Source organism: Microbispora sp. KK1-11 (assembly GCF_006874435.1).
Taxonomy (GTDB): Bacteria; Actinomycetota; Actinomycetes; order Streptosporangiales; family Streptosporangiaceae; genus Microbispora; species Microbispora catharanthi.
In genome coordinates, this window is sequence record NZ_VIRJ01000007.1 from 141,680 (window position 1) to 161,948 (window position 20,269).

Sequence of the window (20,269 nt, forward strand, 5' to 3'; positions counted from 1 at the left end):
GCTCGCGAAACTGAACCTGATGCTCGGGGCCGACGATCTGTCCTTCCTGGAGCGGTTCGTGTCCGCCGGAGGAGCGCGATCGAGGACCGCGGCGATCCGGACGGCTATCGCTCTGCTTCGTGCTCAGAGCGAGCGGGAGTGACCGTCATGGGAAATCCTGCACGCCCGAAACGGCTCAGTTGTCCGTCCGCGGCCTCCTGGTGTTGGGGCTTTTGTCACTCTACGTCCCTACCGTGCCCGGCATGAGACGCTTTTCGATCACCTTGGGCGCCGCGGCCCTGGCCGTGGGCTTGACCTCGTCCGCGCTGTCGTCCCCCGTGCTGGCCGCCCCTCGGCCCGCCGACTTCGGCCAGGCGACGCTCACGGGTTTCGCCGTCCTTCCTGCCCAGACCTTCGTCCCCGGCAGCGAGCCCTCGGGTTCGGCCATCGGAGCCGGGCCGTTCAACGGCATCGCCGCGCCCTTCCCGGGACAGCCCGTCCAGGGCTTCAGCGGTGTCGTCAAAAGAGGTGACGGCACCTACGACGTGCTGTCCGACAACGGCTATGGAAACAAGGCCAACAGCGCCGATTTCCTGCTGCGCGTGCACCGCGTCAAGCCCGATCTCAGGACCGGGAAGCTGGAGGTGCTCGGCGGGTTCAACCTGAGCGATCCGGACAGGCGCGTGCCGTTTGCCCTGACCCGGGCGGACCGGGTGCTCACCGGCGCAGACTTCGACGTGGAGTCGATCGTGCGGTCGTCCGACGGCACCTACTGGATCGGCGACGAGTTCGGCCCGTTCCTGCTGCACTTCTCCTCCTCCGGGCGGCTCCTCCAGGCCCCGATCCCGCTGCCCGGCGTGATGGCGCCGGAGAATCCGAACCTGAACGGCGGGCAGCCCAACACCCGCAGCAGCAAGGGGTTCGAGGGCATGGCCCGCTCGGTCGACGGCGGCCGCCTCCACCCGCTGCTGGAGGGGACGGTGGACGGCGACACGCCCGGCGACCTGCGCATGTACGACTTCGACCTGCGCACGGGCAGGTACGGCGCGACCTGGTGGACCTACCGGCTCGAGTCGCCCTCGAACGCCATCGGAGACGCGATCGCGGTCGACGACCACCGCTTCCTGGTAATCGAGCGGGACAACGAGCAGGGTGACGCCGCCGCCTTCAAGCGCATCTACCTGGCCGACGCCGCCGACCGGGACCACGACGGCCGCATGGACAAGACCCTCGTCGCCGACCTGCTGAACCTGGCCAACCCGAAGGGCATCGGCGGCTTCGGCCGGACGTTCCGCTTCCCGTTCCAGACGATCGAGGACGTGGCCCTGCTCGACGACCGCACTCTCGCGGTGCTGAACGACAACAACTTCCCGTTCTCGTCCGGCCGCGCGGCGGGCAAGGCCGACGACGACGAGTTCATCACCGTACGGCTCGCGGGTCACCTGCACGCCGACCGGCGTGCGCTCCGGTGATCGACCGGGCGGCAGACCCGGGGGCGTTGTTCATCCGGTGACCGTACGGGTTCCGTGAACGCGACGATCCCGTAGGCGCCGTGAGAATGCGCGGAAACCCGTAGGCGCGCGCCGGCCCCTCCGCCGGCGCGCACCTACCGGGAACTCCGGAAGGAGGGAAGTCTCAGCCGGGCGCCTGGCAGCGGACTCCGGCGTCGGTCTGCCTGCACCACGGGGGCAGGCCGTCCTGGGACTGCGGCGCGTCCTGACCGTAGCCACGGGGGAAGAGCCGCTGCCGGTCGCCTCCGCCGTCCCAGCTCGTCCCCGCGTCCACCCGGTTCCAGACCATGCTGGTGACGGCCACGATGCCACCGCCGAGGAGCGCCCCGACGATCGCGGAGGCGACGCCGACGGCGACGAGTTGCCCGGCGTGTCCACGGGGAAGCCGAGCCGCCAGGCGCGTGGGGGCGCCGGGCCGCGGGGCGGACGCGAACCGCGGCCGCGGGTCCTGCCAGCCCGGGGCGTTCCATCCCGCGCCGCCGGGGCCGAAGGCATATCCGCTGCCGGTCGGGGGCGCGCTCGCGGGTCCCGATCCGGGCCGGCCCGGGCCCGCGGGGCCTGCCCAGGTCGAATGCGGCCCTGCCGCCCCGGGCGTGCTCCCGGGGCCGGACCACGGCGAACCCGGCCTTGCCGCCCCGGGCATGTTCGACGGGCTGGTCCAGGGTGATGTGGGATTGGTCGGAGGCGGCAGTGGCACGGCCGGCCCGGTCGGCGCAGGTGCGGCAGGCCCAGCCTCGGCCGGCCCGGTCGGCGCGCCCGGCGCAGCGGGCTCGGCCGATCCGCTGGTCGCGGTGGGCTCATTCGACCCGGCCGGCCCGGTTTCCGGCTCCGGGCGCGGGCCGCGCGGCTCGTCCCCTGCGCCGCGCGACGCCGCGTCCTGATCCGCCATCCCAATCTCCCTTTACCCGCTTCACAGAAGCGCTCCCGGGAACAAGGATGCGCCGTGATCCGTAAGAACGGCGTAAGCGCGGCGGGCGGCTGCGACCTGAGTCGTACCGCCGTATCCGCCGCAAGGGTGAGACCTTTCTGAGCAGCCGATACATATGGTTGGGTACGTGTTCGGCAGACTGCGCGCCTGGACCCGGCGCCACAGCAAGCTCGTGGACGCGCTCACGGTCTCCCCGCTGGCGCTGTTTAGTCTGATCACCGTCGAGGCCTTCAGCCGGACCGGCTCGGTCGGAGCGCGGCAGGTCGGCGTGCCCGGGCTGCTGCTACTGTCGGCCGCGCTCATCATTCCGCTGACATGGCGGCGTGACCACCCCCGTGAGGTGTTCGCGGTGGTCGCCGTCGTCAGCTTCGTCCAGTGGCTGCTCGACGTCGTCGTCCTGCCCGCCAACATCGCGGTGCTCGTCGCGGTGTACGGCGTCGCCTCGCGGTGCACGCTCCGGTGGGCGCTGGCCGCGGGGGCGGTCGCCGAACTCGGGCTGCTGCTCGCGATGCTGCGCTGGTCTCCCGACGCCGGCCAGGCATGGCCGTCGTCTTCGGCCTTCATCGTCGCCGTCTGGATCGCCGGGATCTACGCCAACACCCGCCGCCGCTATGTGGAGGGCCTGGTCGAACGCGCCGAGCGGGCCGAACGGGAACGCGACCAGCAGGCGCGCATCGCCGCCGCGGCCGAGCGCGCCCGCATCGCCCGGGAGCTGCACGACGTGGTCGCGCACAACGTCAGCGTGATGGTCGTCCAGGCCGACGGCGCGGGATACGCCATCGACGGCGACCCCGAGCAGGCGCGGCGCGCGATGCAGGCGATATCGGCGACCGGGCGGCAGGCGCTGGCCGAGATGCGCAGGCTGGTGGGCGTGCTGCGGCAGGACGCCGGCAGCCCGGCGGAGGAGTACGCGCCGCAGCCCGGCGTCGCCCAGCTCGGCGACCTGATCAGGCAGGTCAGGGACTCGGGGCTGCCGACCGAGTTCACCGTGTCCGGCACCGCGCGGACCCTGCCGGAGGGCGAGCAGCTCGCCGTCTACCGGATCGTGCAGGAGGGGCTGACGAACGCGCTCAAGCACGGCGGTCCGGGCACGCGGGCCTGGGTGGAGATGACGTACGGCAGGGGCGAGCTCGAGCTGAGGATCAGCGACGACGGCAGGGGCGCCGCGGCGCCGCGCCTGGTCGGCGGGCACGGGCTGATCGGCATGCGGGAGAGGGCGGCGATGTACGGCGGGAGCGTCGAGGCGGCCCCCCGGCCGGGCGGCGGGTTCCGGGTGGTCGTCCGGATTCCCGTCGGGGTGGCCGCGTGAGCGGACACGACCGTGCCTTCGCCGCGGTGTCCGGCCGTCCCCGGACCACGGTGACCCGGCTGTCCCCCGGCCGCGTACGGTTACGGGGATCACGGCGATGACGAGCGGAGCGGAGCGGCAGTGATACGCGTCATGCTGGTGGACGACCAGGAACTGGTGCGGACCGGATTCCGGATGGTCCTCGGGGCGCAGCCGGACATCGAGGTCGTGGGCGAGGCGGCGGACGGTCTTGCCGCCGTCGAGGCGCTGCGCACGGTCGAGGCGGACGTGGTCCTCATGGACGTCCGCATGCCGCGGATGGACGGCGTGGAGGCGGCCCGCGTGATCTGTGCGGCGCCGGACGGCCCCAAAGTGCTGATCCTGACGACGTTCGACCTCGACGAGTACGCGTTCGCCGCGATCAAGGCGGGCGCGGCGGGGGTCCTGCTGAAGGACGTGCCGCCGGCCGAGCTGATCAGCGCGATCCGGTCGGTCCACTCCGGGGACGCGGTGGTCGCGCCGAGCACGACCCGCCGCCTGCTCGACCGCTTCGCCGTGCTCCTGCCGGAGGGGGACGCGCGGCGGCAGGACGCGGGTGTGCTGACGGCGCGGGAGCGGGAGGTGATGGTCCACGTGGCCCGCGGCCTGTCGAACTCCGAGATCGCGGCGCGGCTGCATCTCGCGGAAGCGACCGTGAAGACCCACCTCGGCCGCATCCTCGCCAAACTGGGGCTTCGCGACCGGGCCCAGGTGGTCGTCTACGCGTACGAGACGGGCGTGGTCTCCCCCGATCATCCGCGGGGCTGAGACCGGACTACCTCACAAGTCGCACACGTCCCGGCGGGCCGGTCCCGGGGCCGCACGCGGAGAACGTCCGCGAGGCCGAGGAAACGCCCTGATCACGGCCATAGCGTGGCGTCATGACCACAACAACCCAGGTTCGCACCGCGGTCGTCGCGCGGGGACTGACGAAGGTGTACGGCGAGGGCGACGCGGCCGTGCACGCGCTGCGCGGCATCGATGTCGGCTTCGCCGCGGAGGAGTTCACCGCGATCATGGGGCCGTCCGGCTCCGGCAAGTCCACGCTGATGCATTGTCTGGCCGGATTGGACACCGTGACGGACGGGCAGGTGATCATCGGCGACGTCGAGATCACCGGTCTGAACGACAAGCAGCTCACGCTCCTGCGGCGCGAGCGCGTCGGTTTCATCTTCCAGGCGTTCAACCTGCTGCCGACGCTGACGGCCGAGCAGAACATCCGGCTCCCGTTGGAGATCGCGGGCCGCCAGGCCGACCAGGCGTTGTTCGACCGCGTGATCGAGACGGTCGGCCTGCGGGACCGGCTCAGGCACAAGCCGAGCGAGCTGTCGGGCGGCCAGCAGCAGCGCGTCGCCGTGGCGCGGGCGCTGATCAGCAAGCCCCAGGTGATCTTCGCCGACGAGCCGACCGGCAACCTCGACTCGCGCAGCGGCGCCGAGGTGCTGGCGTTCCTGCGCAGGTCCGTACGCGAGCTCGGGCAGACGATCGTGATGGTGACGCACGACCCCGTGGCGGCGTCGTACGCCGACCGGGTGGTCTTCCTGCGCGACGGGCTGCTGGTGAGCGAGCTCGAACGGCCGACGCCGCAGACCGTGCTCGACACGCTGATGGCGCTGGAGGCCTGAGCCGTGTTCAGGACCACCCTCACCGGGCTCCTCGCGCACCGCCTGCGCCTGGTCCTCACCTCCCTGGCGATCGTGCTCGGGGTCGGCTTCATCGCGGGCACGTTCGTGCTCACCGACACCATCGACGCCGGGTTCACCCAGTCGTTCGCCGCGGACGCCGACAAGGTGGACGTGGTGGTGACGCCCAAGGACGACGCCAAGCCCGACGGGAGCCTGCCGGAGAGCGCGCTCGCCGCGGTCAAGGCGGTGCAGGGCGTGAAGGACGCCCAGCCGATGGTGTCCGGGGACGCGCCGCTGATCGGCAGGGACGGCAAGGTCGTGGGGGACTCCCCCACCGCCGGGGTGTCCATCCCGGCGAGCCGTATCAAGATCACCTCTGGGAGGGCGCCCTCCGCCGCCGGCGAGGCGGTGCTCGACAAGAACACCGCCAAGACGCAGGGGCTCGCGCCCGGGGCCACCGTCACGGTGCTCGACCAGGCCGGCAAACGGCAGGAGTTCCACCTCGTCGGGATCTTCGACGTGGGCCTCGACCAGAACCTCGCCTACCGGGGAGCGGTCGCCTTCACTCCCGACACGGCGCGGCGCGTCACCGGCGCCAAGGGCTTCACCGAGATCGACGTCATCTCCTCAGGCCCCTCGCCGGAGAGCCTGCGTACGGCCGTCGCGGCGGCCGTGGGCGACGCGAAGACCGTGACCGGGCGGGAACGCGCCGACGAGGTGGCCAAGCGCAACCACATGGACACGTCCTTCATCCGGCTGGGCCTGCTGCTGTTCGGCGCGGTCGCGCTGCTCGTCGCCGCGCTCGTCATCTACAACACCTTCAACATCCTGGTCGCGCAGCGGATGCGCGAGATGGCGCTGCTGCGCTGCATCGGCGCCACCAAGCGGCAGGTCTTCGGCTCGATCGTGCTGGAGTCGGCCGTGGTCGGCCTGCTGTCGTCGGTGCTCGGCCTGCTGACGGGCCTCGGCCTCGGGGCCGCCGCGGTCGCCGTGCTGCGGGCCGTCGGAACGGACATCCCCACGGGCACCGTGAGCCTGTCCCCGCAGACGATCGCCGTCGGCATGTGCACCGGCGTCGTCGTGACGATGGCCGCCGCCCTGCTCCCCGCGCGGCAGGCCACCCGCGTGCCGCCCATCGCGGCGCTGCGCACGCAGGTCGAGGAGCACGCGTTCCGCACCGGGGTCGTACGGGTGGTCGCCGCCGCCCTGTTCCTGCTGGCCGGGGCCGGCCTCACCGCGGCGGGCGTGCTGCAGAAGCCGGGCCAGGCGGCGCTGCTGACGGTCATGGCGGGCGGCGTGCTCGTGTTCTTCTCGGTGCTCATCCTCGGTCCGGTGATCGTACGGCCGCTGAGCGGGCTGGCCGGCTGGGTGCCGGCGCGGCTGTTCGGCGTGCCGGGGCGGCTCGCCGTGGACAACTCGCGGCGCAACCCCAAGCGGGCGGCGACCACGACGGTGGCGCTGACCGTCGGCGTGACGCTGATGACGTTCATGGCGGTCCTGACCTCCACGGTGCGGACCACCGTGAGCGGCCAGCTCGACCAGCAGTTCCCCGCCGACTACATCCTGTCCTCGCAGACGGGCACGATCCCCCGCTCGGTCGCCGACACGCTGCACGCGAGCCGTGACCTGGCCGCGGTGACCGAGTTCCGCGGGAAGAAGGCCAAGGTGAACGGCCGCGAGTTCGAGGTGGGCACGGTCACCCAGTCGGCCATCGGCACCGCCATCAAGCCGGAGGCGACGTCCGGCACCATGGAGGGCTTCGGCGCGGGCGAGGTCGCGGTGGCCGACTACGTGGCCCAGGACCTCGGCGTCAAGGTGGGCGACACCGTGACCGTCTCGTCAGGCGGCCGGAAGACCCCTCTCAAGGTCGTGGCGGTGCTGAAGGCCGACGTGTCCCTGCTGCCGCCGTTCACCATGGCCGAGCAGGCGTTCGAGCGGCACTTCGGCACGGTGGACGACGCGCAGATCCTGGTGAACGCCGCCGACGGCGTGGCCCCCGAGCGGGCGCGCAAGGTCGTGGACGACGCGACGGCGGCCTACCCGGCGGTCAAGGTCGGCAGCACCACCGAGATCCGCGGCCAGTTCGACGAGGCCATCGACTCGATCCTCATGATCGTCACCGGGCTGCTGGCCCTCGCGATCGTGATCTCACTGCTCGGCATCGCGAACACGCTGTCGCTGTCGGTGCACGAGCGCACCCGCGAGTCCGCGCTGCTGCGCGCCCTGGGCCTGACCAGGCCGCAACTGCGGGGCATGCTCTCGGTCGAGGCGCTGGTGCTCGGCCTGGTGGGCGCTATCGTCGGCGTCGTGCTCGGCATCGCGTACGGCTGGGCGGCGACGGCGACGCTCACGGAGAACGTCTCCTACCAGCTTCCGATCGGGCAGATCCTGATCTTCATCGCCGCCTCGGGCCTGGCCGGAGTGCTCGCCGCGGTGCTGCCCGCCCGCCGCGCGGCCCGGGCCTCGGTCGTCGGGGCGCTGGCCGCCTCCTGACCGCCGCTCACCGAACGCGTGAGCCGGCACGGCGGCCGCCCGGGCCGCCCGCGCGAGCGGGTGACCCGGGCGGCGGATCTCCGGGTCGGCGACGGCCATGCTCACGAACGCGTGCCCGCGAGCAGCGGGACCACAGCGGTCACGCCCAGTTCGACGATCGCGAGCAGCACCCACCGCAGGGTGTCCGCCGGGCCGCGAGCGTCCCGGACGGCCTCGCCGACATGGCGCTCGATCTCTCCCCTCAGGACGTGGGCACTGGCGCGCAGCAGATCGGCCTTCCCGGCGAAGTAGTGCTGCACGAGCCCCTTGGAGACGCCGGCCTGTTCGGCCGGATCACCTGGAAGGCGGTCGCCGTCTCGCTGGGAACGGTGGGGCCGCTCCCCGAGCCGTGGCGCGTCCCACTGCTCCGCTGGATCTCCGGCGGAGCCGACGTCTCCGGCGACGTGCGAGTTCCCCGAGCGGGTCGCCGCCCGGGTCCTCGACTTCGTCGACCGGCTCGACGCGGACGACGCCCTCCATGGCCGTCACTGACCGTCGTCGCCGACGGGCCGGTGCTCTCCGCACAGGTCGTCACAGGCGGCGGCCCTGGCGGTCGATCACCACCGCGAAGACCCCCGTGACGTCCTCATACGGCGGTTCCACGGCCATGTGACCCCGCTGGGCGTCGATCCACAGGACCTCGCCCCGGCAGTTGACGGCGTTCCACGCGTGGCTGCCTCCCCCGGCCCAGCGGGTGATGAGGACGGCGGCGGCACCGTGACCACCGAAGATCAGCCGCTGCGCGATCGCTACGTAGGCCCTGCGGCCGTGGCCCACGTATTCGAAGCGGTGCCCGAGCCACTCCTCGGCGCGGGCGACGCCCCCGGTCTCCCCCGTCAGCAGTGGGCGTCCCGACCCGTCGTACTCCGGCTGCCTGCGCGCCGCCACGACGGGCTCGCCGTGCCAGGTGGACATCACCGACAGCGCGCAGTCGACGGCGTTGTTGGACCTGAACGCGTCCTCCGTCGGGCCTTCGGCGTTGATCAGGCGGATCCAGGTGCCTCGCGGGTCCGGAAAGCGCCCGCTCACCGCCTGCACGAGGCTCACCTGGCCGCCCGGATCCGCCTCGGCCAGGCCGCCGGGCCTGCCGTACGGGCGGGTCTCCTCCAGCCGTCGCGGGCGGCCCGGGCCGTCCAGCCAGTCGCGCTCGGTCTCGTCGTGCAGCACGGCCGACCAGAAGTCGTCGGCGTCCGCGAACTCGCCCGTGTCCGGATCGTCGTCCACGGCCCCGCCGGGCGTCTCCTCGCGCGGCTCGTCCCAGCCCGTCTTAGATGCGCCGGACGCCGCCGCAGGTGCTGTTCCACAGTGCGGTTGCCCCTGTCCGGCCCCGGCGACGACTCCGTTCTGGTGTCCGGAATGCCCCACCTCGGCCGCGGCCCCATCCTCCTGCGCGATGATTCTCGGCGCGGGCGCGGTCTCCGCGAGCCACTCGCCCTGTCCGGCCTGGGCACCGGCGTCGTGTCCCGCCCCGGTCAATGGCCCGGGCAGTGGCCCGGTCAGCGGCTCGGTCAGCGGCTCGGGCAGCGGCTCGGGCAGCGGCTCGGGCAGCGGCTCGGGCAGCGGCTCGGGCAGCGGCTCGCCCGGCCGATCGCCTTCGAGGAACGCCACGGCCGTCGCGGTCTCGTCCGCCTCCGCGTCGTCCCGCGTCCCGACCACGGCGATCTCCAGGTGATCCCCGGGCTCGGCCGGGTCCTCGACGTCGTCCTCGTGCTCGGCCCCGGCTTCGGCTTCGGTGTCGTCCGGCTCCGTCCCCGCGGTCCGGCGCTCCTCCACGTGCGCGAGGTCGCCAGAGCCGGACTCCCCCGAGCCGGACCCTTCCGCGCCGGACCCCTCCGTGCCGGACGCTTCCGGGGGCGACGGCGAGCCGCCGGGTGCGGCGTCGGCGGCGGTCCCCGCGGTAGCCTCCCCGGCGGTCTCCTCGGCCGCCGCCTCTTCCGCCGTCTCCCGATCCTCCCCGGCGTCCTCGAAGTCCCCGCACCCCTCAGAGTCCGGGGCGTCTTCCGGGTGCCCGGCGTCTTCGGGGTCCCGGTTGTCCCCGATGTCTCCGGTGGCCCCTATGTTCCGGGTGTTCCCCGCGTCGGCGGGCGTCGTGGCGGGGACGGCTTCCCGGAGGTCTTGCGACCCCGCGCGCCGTCCGGCGGGCGTCACCAGGCCGTGGCCCCCGCGCCCCCCGTTATCGCCGTTCCTCGCGGCCGGCACCACCGGCATGGTCACGGTGTCCACGCCCAGCGGCAGCGCCGCGAGCCGTACCTCCAGGCGCCGGTCCTCCAGCGAGGGAGCAGGCGCCTCCGCGGCCTGCTCGTAGTCCCGCCATCGCCGGCCGTCGGCCGACACGACCGGGTTGTACACACCGGACGGCAACCGCCACCTCGCATGCCGGCGCGCCCTCTCCTGGTTCACGCGCTTGGCCCCCCTCCTCGCGCTCATCAGGGTGCCGATGGTAGAGGCGGGCAGTCCGATGCACGGCGGGTTTTCCCAACTCCAGACCCGCTCTCCACCGGGGGACCGCGCGGGGTGCGGTCAGCGGGCCGTGACGGTGACGGTGTGGAAGCCGGTGGCGCCGTCGGGGGCGGGCGGGGCCTCGTCCGCGGTCTGGGTGTAGCCGGTCGCGTCGGTGGCCCGCACGGAGATCGTGTGCCGGCCGGGGGTCAGGTCCAGGTCGAGCGACCACTGCCGCCAGGTGTCGGGGCCGGGGACGTCGGCGAGCCTCGCCTGCCGCCACGCGCCGCCGTCCGTCTGCACCTCGACCGCGTCGACGCCGCGGTGCTGCGCCCAGGCCACGCCCGCCACGGTCGTACGGCCCGCCGTGACCTCGTCCCCGTCACGGGGCAGGTCGATCCTGGACTGGGTCTTGATCGGGCCCCGGGGGGCCCAGCCGCGCGGCGTCCAGTAGGCCTCCTCCCGGTCGAACCGGGTGACCCTGATCTCGGTGACCCACTTCGTCGCCGACACGTATCCGTACAGTCCGGGCACGACCTGGCGGACCGGGAAGCCGTGGGCTTCCGGGAGCACCTCACCGTTCATGGCGACGGCGAGCAGCGCGTCGCGGCCGTCCATGACCACGTCGACCGGTGTGCCGCAGGTCCAGCCGTCCTGGGAGACGCTGAGCAGCATGTCGGCCTCGCGGCGGATCCCGGCCTCGCGCAGCACGTCGGCGAGCCGGGCGCCGAGCCAGCGGGCGTTGCCGATGTACGGCCCGCCGACCTCGTTGGACACACAGGTCAGCGTGACGTCCGCCTCCATGAGAGGGCGCCTGAGCAGGTCGGCGAAGGTCAGCTCGACCGGCCTGTCCACCAGCCCGTGGATCTTCAACGTCCATCGGGCCGGGTCCACCGACGGCACGACGAGTGCGGTGTCCACACGGTAGAAATCCGCGTTGGGCGTGACGAACGGCGAGAGACCGGGAATCCGCAGGTCCGCCCCGGCGGGGATCGGCACGGCCGGACGGGCCGCGCGCGGCAGCATCCTGGCCACGCCGCGCCGGGCCAGTTCGGCGTCCTTGGTGCCCGACAGCAGCCATCCGCCGAGCCCGGCGACGCCCGCCACCGCGACCCCGGCGGCCGCCCCGGTCAGGAGCCTGCGCCGGTCGAAGGCGTACGGCGCGGAGTCCGAACCCGCGCCCGCGCCCGGCCGCATGACGGCCGGCAGGGCGGGCGGCAGGGCGGGCGGCGGGGCGGCGGGCGCGTCGAGACCGGACTCCGCCGCACGGCTCTCCTCCCCCACGCCCGCGACCCTCGTGCTCTCTGCCCTCGTGCTCTCTGCCCTCGTGCTCTCTGCCCTCGTGCGCTCTGCCGGCGCGGGCGCCGCCAGGACCCTGCCGCCCGCGGCGTGGTCGGCGGCCCGGCTGACGGCCACGTACTCTTCCTCGCCGCTGCTCATGGCGCGGCGCGTCAGGCGCGACAGCGTCCACGCGCCGGCCGCGGCGCCCGCGATCGAGGGCAGGACGTGCGCCACCCCCGCGTCCGGCCGGGACAGCGCCGCGGCGGCGCCGACAAGTCCGAACACGGCCAGGCCCAGCGTGCCGTACGCCGTCCGGCGGCGGGCGAGCAGGCCGAAACCGGCGGCGACGAGAGCGAGCACGACGACGATGCCGCCGAGCAGGACCGGCTTGTCGTTGGAGCCGAAGGTGCGGATCGCCCATTCCTTGAGGGCGGCGGGCGTGGCGTCGACCATCGTGCCGCCCACGGCGACGACCGGCGCGGCGCCGGGGTCGATCAGACCGGCGACGATCTGGGCCGCCCCGAGCGCCACCGCACCGGCGACGAGGCCGGTCAGCGCGGCCGCCCAGGCGGGCATGCGGGTGCCTGCTGCGTTCACGTTCCGAACGCTACGCCCGCCGGCCCGCCGGGGGTCTTACGGCGGTATTACGAGACGACCTCGGCGATCACCGGGGCGATCGCCCGGAACGCCTTGCCCCGGTGGCTGATCGCGTCCTTCTCCTCGGCCGACATCTCGGACGTCGTGCGGGTGTCGCCGTCGGGCACGAAGATCGGGTCGTAGCCGAAGCCGCCCGTGCCGCGCCGTTCGCGGATGAGGTGGCCGTGCACGGCCCCCTCCACCACGTGCTCCTCCCCCGTCGGCAGCGCGAGCGCGGCCGTGCAGGCGAAGTGCGCCTGGCGGCGGCCGTCCGGCACGTCGGCGATCTGCGCGAGCAGCAGGTCGAGGTTGGCGTCGTCGTCGCCATGGCGGCCCGACCAGCGGGCGGAGAAGATGCCGGGCATGCCGTTCAGCGCCTCGACGCACAGGCCGGAGTCGTCGGCGATGGCGGGCAGGCCGCTCTGCGAGGCGACCGCGTGCGCCTTGAGCAGCGCGTTCTCCGCGAACGTGAGCCCGGTCTCCGCCACGTCGCCGATGTGCGGGAACGCCTCCAGGCCGACGAGTTCTACCGGCACACCGGCGTCGGCGAGGATCCGGCGCAGTTCGACGATCTTCCCGGTGTTCCGGGTGGCCAGAACCACCTTGTTCATGCTGTTGTTCTCCCGTGGATCAGGCGAGGGCCTCGGCCTGCAGGCGGGTGAGCTCCGCGCAGCCGGCCGCGGCGAGGTCGAGCAGTCCGTTGAGCGCCGTCCGGTCGAACGGCGTGCCCTCGGCGGTGCCCTGCACCTCGACGTAGTCGCCCCTGCCGGTCATCACCACGTTCATGTCGGTCTCGGCCTTGACGTCCTCGCTGTAGTCGAGGTCGAGCATCGGCTCGGTGCCGACGACGCCGACCGAGACGGCGGCGACCGAGTTCACCAGCGGGTCGCCGGGGCACATCCGGCGCTGCCGCATCCAGGCGATCGCGTCGGCGAGGGCGACGTACGCGCCGGTGATGGCGGCGGTGCGGGTGCCGCCGTCGGCCTGCAGCACGTCGCAGTCGAGCAGGACGGAGTTCTCCCCCAGTGCCTTGTAGTCGACACAGGCCCGCAGGGACCTGCCGATCAGCCGGGAGATCTCGTGGGTGCGCCCGCCGATCTTGCCGCGGACCGACTCTCGGTCGTTGCGCGTGTTGGTCGACCGGGGCAGCATGGCGTACTCGGCCGTCACCCAGCCGAGACCGCTGCCCTTGCGCCAGCGGGGCACGCCGCTTTCCACCGTCGCGGCGCACAGCACCCTGGTGCCCCCGAACTCCACCAGTACGGAACCCTCCGCGTGGGCGAGCCAGTTCCGGGTGATGGTCACGGGGCGAAGCTGGTCGGAACGACGACCGTGTGAACGAGCCATACGGGTCACCCTAGGTCATACACGGCCCCGCTCCGCGCCAACTCCATCGGGCCGGCGAAGCCGCCGCGCGAGGCGTCCTCGAGGATGCGGGACTTGTCGTACCAGGGGACGAGATGGGTGAGGACGAGCGCGCCGGCCTCGGCGCGGGCGGCGTGCTCGGCCGCCTGCCTGCCGCTCAGGTGAAGGCCGGGGGTCAGGCCCGGCTCGTCGAGGAAGGACGCCTCGCACAGCAGCACGTCGGCCTCGTGGGCCAGCTTGACCAGCTCGGCCGACTCGCCGGTGTCCGCCGAGTACGCGACGGAACGGCCCTGGTGGGTGACGCGGAAGCCGTAGGTCTCCACCGGGTGGTTCATCGGGGCGGCCGTCACCTCGAACGGGCCGACGTGCCGGGTGCCGGGCGCCAGCCGTACGAAGTCGAAGGAGTTCTCCAGCACGGGCTCGTCCGGCATCGCGTACGCCGCGTTGAGCCGCCTGGAGGCGTCGGCGGGGGCGTGGACGGGCACCTTCGGCAACGGTCCGTCCGGGGTGTAGGTGCGCACGACGTGGTAGGCGCACAGGTCGAGGCAGTGGTCGGCGTGCAGGTGGGACAGGAGGATGGCGTCGACGTCGTAGAGCCCGGCGTGCCGCTGCAGCGCGCCCAGCGAACCGTTGCCGAAGTCGAGCAGCAGCCGGAAGCCCTCGGCCTCCAGCAGGTAGCAGGAGGACGGGCTGTCGGGGCCGGGGAAGCTGCCCGAGCACCCGATGATCGTCAACTTCATCGCGAACTCCCTACGCTGACGTCGCCGATGCCGGAGGCGGTCCGCTCCACCGACTGGAGCTCGGGACCGAGGAAGCGCTGCCCGAGCCGTTCGAACAGCTCGGTGTCGCCGGTCGCCCGGAAGCGGTGACTCGGCTCGCCCGCGCCGTTGGACAGCCCGCGGTCGTGCAGGGTGCGGTAGACGTCCTTGGCCGTCTCCTCGGCGCTGGACACCAGCGTGACCCCGTCCCCGGCGACGTACGACAGGGCGCCGGTGAGCAGCGGGTAGTGCGTGCAGCCGAGGATGAGCGTGTCGCAGCCCGCGTCCTGGATCGGCTTGAGGTAGCCCCTGACCACCTCGATGAGCTCCTCGCTCATCGTCTCGCCCCGTTCGACGAACTCCACGAGCAGGGGGGCGGCCACCGCGACCAGCTCGACGTCGGGGGCGGCGGCGAAGGCGTCGTGGTAGGCCATCGACTCGATGGTGGCCCGCGTGGCGATCACGCCGACCCTGCCGTTCCTCGTGGCCCGCACGGCCCGCCGGGTGGCGGGCTGGATCACCTCGACGACCGGGACGTCGTAGCGCTCCCTGGCGTCCCTGAGCACGGCCGAGCTCGCGCTGTTGCAGGCGATGACCAGCATCTTCACGTCGTGCTCGACCAGGTGGTCCATGACCTCCAGCGCGTACGCGCGGAGCTCGGCGATGCTCTTGGGCCCGTACGGCTGGTGGGCCGTGTCGGCCACATAGAAGATCGATTCGTGGGGCAGCTGGTCGATGATCGCCCGGGCGACGGTCAGGCCGCCCACCCCGCTGTCAAAGATCCCGATCGCCCGGGTGTTGTCCTGCGGCACGCTTCCCAAGGTTAGGGGACCGATCCCCGCCGCTGACGGTAAGAATGCTCACACCGCGCGCCGGACGGCGGGGGGACGCGGTCTTCTCCTCGGCCTCTCTGGGAGCGGATGCCACCTTTGGTGTACGTCGGACCGCTTTCAGCGGGGTTACGTGGCTGCGGATCGCTTGCGAAGCAGCTGATCCTCGCCACCGTGGGCGCAGGCACCGCCGGCACCTATGCATGCCCCCGGTGGGGTGAGACAGTCCGGGGATGGCAATCGATCTCGAAGCGTGGACTCAGCGCTTGTTCGCCCTGCGGGACGGCGGCGACTTCCTGGACGATCCCCTCGACAGCGTGCTCTCACTGACGGAATTCCTCACCGCTGCCGGTCGGGTGGCGGAGACGTACCCGACCCAGCAGATCGCGGATGGCCTCTGGTTCCTTGCGAGCGACTCCGAGCTGTTCCGCGAGCTGTACAACCCGTCCGTGCCCGAGAACCTGCGAGTCCGGTGCGCCGCCGCGATCAGGCAGTTGTACGCCCAGTTGTTCGAACCTCTGTGTCAGAACGCGTTGAGTCACGGCGATAACGGCTACTCAGTGGAAAATCCCCTGAACAGCATCTGCTACATGTGGTGGGACGTTTTTCCCACCTGGGGCAGGCCGGGTGACCCCGTCGCGCGCAGGATCGACGAGGTGCTGCTCGCGGTCATGCGTGACACGCTGTCCAGTGAGAACGTCGCCTGCGTCGAGAGCGCTCTGCACGGGCTGGGGCACTGGCACATCACCTACTCGGACGTGGTCGAGAGCATCATCGAGGAGTTCCTGCGTCAGCGGCCGGCAATCGGCGTATCCCTGCTCGACTACGCCCGCGCCGCCAGGCGTGGCAGGGTGCTGTGAACCGGTACCGAGCAAGGTGTCCCAGGTGTCGCTGCCGTCGTTTTCGCAGGACCATGGCCAGGTGCCGCCGGGCGGGGATCTAGCCGCGGCCCAGACGCGCGATCTGGCGGGACTGGGCGACCAGCCGGCCCACCGAGTCCCACACCTCGACCTCCTCGTCGAACCAGCCGTCGCTGATCAGCCGTCCGCCGCCGATCAGGGTCAGCCATCCCGGCGCGGGCAGGGCCCGCAGGTGCCAGGTCAGCTCCACCGTCGGGGCCCATCCCCGCGCCCCCGCCGAGAACACGACCGGCGGCAGCGCGTCCACCGCCAGCGCCAGCACGTACGGGTCGGGGTCCTGCGGCTCGGCCAGCCGGAAGTACGCCCGCGACTCGGGCCGTCCGGTCGGCGCGCCGGTGAGCCAGCCGATCGTGGGCGGGTCGAACGCGAGCTCCATCTGGGCGCTGAAGTTCATGTTCGACTCGGGCTTGGGTTCGGGCAGGCGCACGCAGTCCGTCAGGTCCGGCATGACGGCGGACGGGCCGTCCGCCCAGTCGGGGGTCGCCTCCCCGTCCAGCGTCGCGGTCGTGACGAGCGTCTCGATGAACGGCTGGCCGTCCTGGACGAGCCGCGCCCGGGTCATCGCCGCCGTACGGCCCGTCTTGAGCGGCTCGAGCAGCACCCTGGCCGGGCCGGGCCGGGCCACCCGCAGGAACTGGGCGCTCGTGGAGACGGGGTGCGCGTGCGGCGAGGCGTCCACCACGGCGCGCAGGATCGTGGCCATGAGGTAGCCGCCGTTCAGCGGCCCTCCGATGGAGTATCCGTCATCGAGACACACGTCATAGGTGGTGTCGTCGACCCGGATGGCCTGCGTCGCCTCGTCGAACTTGGTCATGCGCCCCTCGCCGCTCTACCGAATATTGTTCTGCTCATTACTCTAGCGTGGCGCTCCGGCGGACCGCGCGGTGGCTCGCGGAGAGCCGGCACCGACCGGCAACGGGCTCGCGCTGCGCTCACCGTTCAGCGGGCTGCAAGCGCGTCGCTACCGGCCGGGCCTAGCGTCACGGCGTACCTGACGACGACGCATGTGAGTGAGCCCCATGTCCCCCTCCCCGCACACCCCGAGCCCCTGGCAGCCGGGTGACGAACCCGACCTCGACCGCACCGTCGCCTATCGCATTCCCCGCGCCGCCGCGAACGAGGCGCACACCGTGCGGCTGCCGTCCTGGACGGAGCCGGAGGAGATCGGCTCCGCCACCGTGCCCGGCCCGCCGGCGCCTCCCCCGGACCGGGGCCGCCGGGGGCGCGGCTGGATCCTCGCGCTGGTGGCCGCCGTGCTCGTCGGGGTGGTCGGCGGCGGCGGCGTGTGGGCCGCCTCGAAGCTGAGCGGAGGCGGCGCGCAACCGCAGGACGTGCTGCCCGCGAACGCGATGGCCTACGTCCGGCTCGACCTCGACCCGTCGGCCGGGCAGAAGCTCGCGTTGTTCGGCATCGCCCGCAAGTTCTCGGCCACCCGCGACTCCTTCGGCGGGGACGACCCGCGCAAGGCCCTCGTCACCGCGCTGCAGAAGGACGAGCCGGACCTCTCGAAGGTCGACTACGCCAGGGACGTCGAGCCCTGGCTCGGCGACCGCGTCGGCCTCGCCGTGCTCCCCGCCGACGGCGGCGGCGACCCCGTCGGGGCGCTCGCCGTACAGGTGAAGGACGAGGCGGCGGCCCGGGCCGGCATCGCCAAGATGGGCCTCGGCGACGGGAAGGGCGGCCTGGCGTTCCGCGAGGGGTACGCCGTCATCGCCATGAGCCAGAAGCTGGCCGACGAGTACGTCAAGGCGGCGCCGCTGTCCGGCGAGCCGCGCTTCGCCGCCGACCTCGACGCGCTGGGCGAGCAGGGCGTGCTGTCGTTCTGGATGGACGTGGAGAAGGTCGCCGACGCCGGCTGGAGCGAGGTCGCCGCGACGCCCGTGCTGCAGCAGATCAGGGGCATGCGGTTCGCCGGCGCCCTCCGGTTCTCCGGCGACTACGCCGAGCTGGCCGGGATCACCCGCGGCGGGACGGCCGCGTCGGGCCGCCCCGAGCCGGTGAAGATCGGCGAGCTGCCCGCCTCCACGGTCGCGGCGGCCTCGATCTCCGGGCTGGGTGACCTGCTGCGGGAGCAGTGGCCGTCCATCGAACAGAGTGCGAGCGGCTCGGGCGGCGAGACGGTCAGGCAGGCCCTCGACGAGGCGCGGACGCAGTACGGCCTGTCCCTGCCGGACGACCTCGCGACGCTGCTGGGCCGCACCCTCACGCTCGCTGTGGACGAGCGGGACCTCGACGGCGCGCAGCCCCGGGTGGGCGCCGTGCTCACGACGGACACCGCCAAGGCGCGCGACCTGGTGGACCGGGTCAAGGGCCACCTGAACGGCATGGAGAGGCCGGCCGACATCGCCACCGCAGAGGGCGAAGGGCGGTTCGTGATCGCGAGCACCCAGGAGTACGCCGACGCGCTCAACGGCGGCGGCACGCTCGGCGAGAGCGAGACGTTCCGCCTGGCCGTCCCGGACGCCGCGAACGCCACCTACGCCGTGTACGCCGACCTTGACCGGCTGGAGAAGCTTTACCTGGACGGCCTGAACGGCCAGGCGCGCGCCGACGCCGAGAAGCTGCGGGCGGTCGGCCTGAGCGGCACCCACGGCGAGGACGGCTCGACCTTCACACTCCGTGTCGTGTTCAACTGATCCCCATACTCCGGCTCATCCCGCCCGAACCGGATCTCCGGCCCACCCTGCCGGAGCGGGCGGGGTGAGCCGGTCGCCTTTCGGCGATCAGGCCCAGAGCTGGCCTTCGAGGCGGTCCTCCGCCTCGTCGAGAGTTCCCTCGTAGGCCCCGGTGGACAGGTATTTCCAGCCGCCGTCGGCCACGATGAACACGATGTCGGCCCGCTCTCCCGCCTGGACGGCCTTGCGGGCCATGCCGAGGGCCGCGTGCAGGGCGCAGCCCGTCGAGATGCCCGCGAAGATGCCTTCCGCGGCCAGCAGCTCACGCGTCCGGCGCAGCGCGTCGGCCGAGGTCACGGAGTAGCGCGTGGTCAGCACGGACGCGTCGTACAGCTCGGGCACGAAACCCTCGTCCACGTTGCGCAGGCCGTAGACCAGCTCGCCGTACCGGGGCTCGGCGGCCACGATCTTCACGTCAGGCACGTGCTCGCGCAGGTAGCGGCCGACGCCCATGAGGGTGCCGGTCGTGCCGAGCCCGGCGACGAAGTGGGTCACGGTCGGCAGGTCCGCGAGGATCTCCGGCCCGGTCGACTCGTAGTGGGAACGCCAGTTGGCGGGGTTGCCGTACTGGTAGAGCATCACCCAGTCGGGATGCTCGGCCGCGAGGCCCTTGGCCACCCGCACGGCCTCGTTGGAGCCGCCCGCGGCCGGCGATGAGATGATCTCGGCGCCCCACATGCGCAGCAGCTGGCGGCGCTCCTCGGAGGTGTTCTCCGGCATGACGCAGATCAGCTTGTAGCCCTTGAGCCGGGCCGACATCGCCAGCGAGATGCCGGTGTTGCCGGAGGTCGGCTCCAGGATCGTGCAGCCCGGCGTGAGCAGCCCGTCCTTCTCGGCCTGCTCGATCATCCACAGCGCCGGCCGGTCCTTGACCGACCCGGTCGGGTTGCGGTCCTCCAGCTTCGCCCAGACCCGTACGTCGGGGGACGGCGAGAGCCGGGGCAGACCCACCAGCGGGGTGCGCCCGACCGAGTCGATCAACGAGTCGAAGCGCATCTAGCGCGCTCCGCCCGCGACGGCCGGGAGCACGGTCACGGTGTCGCCGTCGGCGACGGGGGTGCCGAGCCCGCCGAGGAAACGTACGTCCTCGTCGTTGAGGTAGACGTTGACGAAGCGGCGCAGCCCCGAGTCGTCCACCAGGCGGTCCTTCAGACCGGGGTGGCGCGACTCCAGGTCGCCGATCAGCTCTTCGAGGGTCGATCCCTTGGCGTTGACCGCCTTGGCGCCATCGGTGTAGCTGCGGAGAATGGTAGGAATGCGGACCTCGATGGCCATGTCGGCTCAATCTCCTTGATCAGTGGTCGTCGTTATGGTGGGCGTCCACCTGCTCTGAACAGGGGCAGGCGGGCGGCGATTCCAGCGGTCTTCTTCCCCGGCGCCGGGCAGGCGGCCGGATTCAGCGACAGTCGTAGACGACGACAGACGGCGTGTGCGCGAAGAGGAACGCCTGAACAGGAGATTCC

At 72.5% G+C, this 20,269-nt stretch carries 18 protein-coding genes; 7 read left to right on the top strand and 11 right to left on the bottom strand.

Annotation, left to right across the window (positions count from 1 at the left end; all coding sequences use genetic code 11):
* Positions 1–242 precede the first annotated feature (242 nt).
* Positions 243–1,451, top strand: coding sequence for an esterase-like activity of phytase family protein (locus FLW16_RS13145; protein WP_142560287.1), 1,209 nt, complete (start codon positions 243–245; stop codon positions 1,449–1,451).
* Between the two features lie 163 nt (positions 1,452–1,614).
* Here FLW16_RS13145 and FLW16_RS13150 read toward each other — a convergent pair whose 3' ends face one another.
* Entirely contained in the window at positions 1,615–2,133 is a 519-nt protein-coding gene (locus FLW16_RS13150; RefSeq protein ID WP_142560288.1) for a hypothetical protein, read from the bottom strand.
* A 412-nt stretch (positions 2,134–2,545) separates the two neighbouring features.
* Between FLW16_RS13150 and FLW16_RS13155 the strand changes: the two genes are divergently transcribed.
* The 4 genes from FLW16_RS13155 to FLW16_RS13170 all read left to right on the top strand — a co-directional run bounded on the left by FLW16_RS13155 (position 2,546) and on the right by FLW16_RS13170 (position 7,863).
* Positions 2,546–3,727, top strand: a complete 1,182-nt coding sequence (locus FLW16_RS13155) for a sensor histidine kinase (protein WP_260615222.1) — start codon at positions 2,546–2,548, stop codon at positions 3,725–3,727.
* 120 nt (positions 3,728–3,847) lie between these two features.
* Positions 3,848–4,513, top strand: a complete 666-nt coding sequence (locus tag FLW16_RS13160) for a response regulator transcription factor (protein WP_221891048.1) — start codon at positions 3,848–3,850, stop codon at positions 4,511–4,513.
* 113 nt (positions 4,514–4,626) lie between these two features.
* A complete protein-coding gene (locus FLW16_RS13165) occupies positions 4,627–5,370 on the top strand; it encodes an ABC transporter ATP-binding protein (protein ID WP_142560290.1) in 744 nt (247 codons plus the stop codon).
* Positions 5,371–5,373: 3 nt separating this feature from the next.
* Positions 5,374–7,863: an ABC transporter permease gene (locus FLW16_RS13170; RefSeq protein ID WP_142560291.1), complete on the top strand. Its 2,490-nt coding sequence runs from the start codon at positions 5,374–5,376 to the stop codon at positions 7,861–7,863.
* 101 nt (positions 7,864–7,964) lie between these two features.
* On the opposite strand, the gene FLW16_RS13175 is transcribed toward FLW16_RS13170, so the two are convergent.
* From FLW16_RS13175 to murI, 7 genes are all read right to left on the bottom strand, one after another.
* The gene (locus tag FLW16_RS13175) at positions 7,965–8,162 is read right to left on the bottom strand and encodes a hypothetical protein (RefSeq protein WP_142560292.1); all 198 of its coding nucleotides are present in this window, start codon (positions 8,160–8,162) and stop codon (positions 7,965–7,967) included.
* Positions 8,163–8,433: 271 nt separating this feature from the next.
* Complete coding sequence (locus FLW16_RS43635) at positions 8,434–10,329, bottom strand: toxin glutamine deamidase domain-containing protein (protein ID WP_260615223.1); 1,896 nt, start codon at positions 10,327–10,329, stop codon at positions 8,434–8,436.
* A 93-nt stretch (positions 10,330–10,422) separates the two neighbouring features.
* The gene (locus FLW16_RS13190) at positions 10,423–12,219 is read right to left on the bottom strand and encodes a molybdopterin-dependent oxidoreductase (RefSeq protein ID WP_312847136.1); all 1,797 of its coding nucleotides are present in this window, start codon (positions 12,217–12,219) and stop codon (positions 10,423–10,425) included.
* A 47-nt stretch (positions 12,220–12,266) separates the two neighbouring features.
* Complete coding sequence (rdgB, locus tag FLW16_RS13195) at positions 12,267–12,869, bottom strand: RdgB/HAM1 family non-canonical purine NTP pyrophosphatase (RefSeq protein WP_142560294.1); 603 nt, start codon at positions 12,867–12,869, stop codon at positions 12,267–12,269.
* A gap of 19 nt (positions 12,870–12,888) precedes the next feature.
* Positions 12,889–13,605, bottom strand: a complete 717-nt coding sequence (gene rph, locus FLW16_RS13200) for a ribonuclease PH (RefSeq protein ID WP_139575923.1) — start codon at positions 13,603–13,605, stop codon at positions 12,889–12,891.
* Positions 13,606–13,610: 5 nt separating this feature from the next.
* Entirely contained in the window at positions 13,611–14,363 is a 753-nt protein-coding gene (locus FLW16_RS13205) for an MBL fold metallo-hydrolase (RefSeq protein WP_142560295.1), read from the bottom strand.
* Positions 14,360–15,202 (bottom strand): glutamate racemase, encoded by an 843-nt coding sequence (gene murI, locus FLW16_RS13210; protein ID WP_142560296.1) that lies wholly within the window; start codon positions 15,200–15,202, stop codon positions 14,360–14,362. The genes FLW16_RS13205 and murI overlap by 4 nt, the downstream gene beginning before the upstream one ends.
* Positions 15,203–15,444: 242 nt before the next feature.
* Here murI and FLW16_RS13215 point away from each other — a divergent pair, with 242 nt between their 5' ends.
* On the top strand, positions 15,445–16,071 hold the full coding sequence (locus FLW16_RS13215; protein ID WP_142560297.1) for a hypothetical protein: 627 nt from the start codon (positions 15,445–15,447) through the stop codon (positions 16,069–16,071).
* Positions 16,072–16,150: 79 nt separating this feature from the next.
* Here the strand turns inward: FLW16_RS13215 and FLW16_RS13220 are convergent, their stop codons facing one another.
* Positions 16,151–16,945 carry a thioesterase family protein gene (locus tag FLW16_RS13220; protein ID WP_142560298.1) on the bottom strand — a complete coding sequence of 265 codons (795 nt, stop codon included), beginning with the start codon at positions 16,943–16,945 and terminating at the stop codon, positions 16,151–16,153.
* A gap of 205 nt (positions 16,946–17,150) precedes the next feature.
* On the opposite strand from FLW16_RS13220, the gene FLW16_RS13225 reads away from it, so the two are divergent.
* Positions 17,151–18,767 (top strand): DUF3352 domain-containing protein, encoded by a 1,617-nt coding sequence (locus tag FLW16_RS13225; protein WP_142560299.1) that lies wholly within the window; start codon positions 17,151–17,153, stop codon positions 18,765–18,767.
* Positions 18,768–18,854: 87 nt separating this feature from the next.
* On the opposite strand, the gene FLW16_RS13230 is transcribed toward FLW16_RS13225, so the two are convergent.
* On the bottom strand, positions 18,855–19,802 hold the full coding sequence (locus FLW16_RS13230; protein WP_142560300.1) for a PLP-dependent cysteine synthase family protein: 948 nt from the start codon (positions 19,800–19,802) through the stop codon (positions 18,855–18,857).
* Positions 19,803–20,081 (bottom strand): MoaD/ThiS family protein, encoded by a 279-nt coding sequence (locus tag FLW16_RS13235; protein ID WP_142560301.1) that lies wholly within the window; start codon positions 20,079–20,081, stop codon positions 19,803–19,805. It lies immediately after the preceding gene.
* Positions 20,082–20,269: the final 188 nt, after the last annotated feature.